The sequence below is a fragment of the Domibacillus sp. 8LH genome, from assembly GCF_038806185.1.
Lineage (GTDB): Bacteria > Bacillota > Bacilli > Bacillales > Domibacillaceae > Domibacillus > Domibacillus indicus_A.
In genome coordinates, this window is the sequence record NZ_JAVJNG010000227.1 from 1 (window position 1) to 255 (window position 255).

The window sequence follows — 255 nt, forward strand, 5'->3', positions numbered from 1 at the left end:
GGATTGTTCCATCGCGGAAATTAATCCATTAGTAACAACAGGCGATGGAGAAGTCCTTGCCCTTGATGCTAAATTGAACTTTGATGATAACGCTTTATTCCGCCAAAAGGATATTCAGGAATTGCGTGATCTAGATGAAGAAGATGAAAAAGAGATTGAGGCAAGCAAATACGATCTTAGCTATATCTCGCTGAATGGGAATATTGGCTGTATGGTTAACGGTGCAGGACTTGCTATGTCTACAATGGATATTAT

Annotated in this window: 1 pseudogene; it reads left to right on the forward strand. The window is 39.6% G+C overall.

What is annotated here, in order from left to right:
• Positions 1-255 (forward strand): annotated as a pseudogene (gene sucC / locus RG959_RS24535) (succinate--CoA ligase subunit beta); the annotation flags it as partial.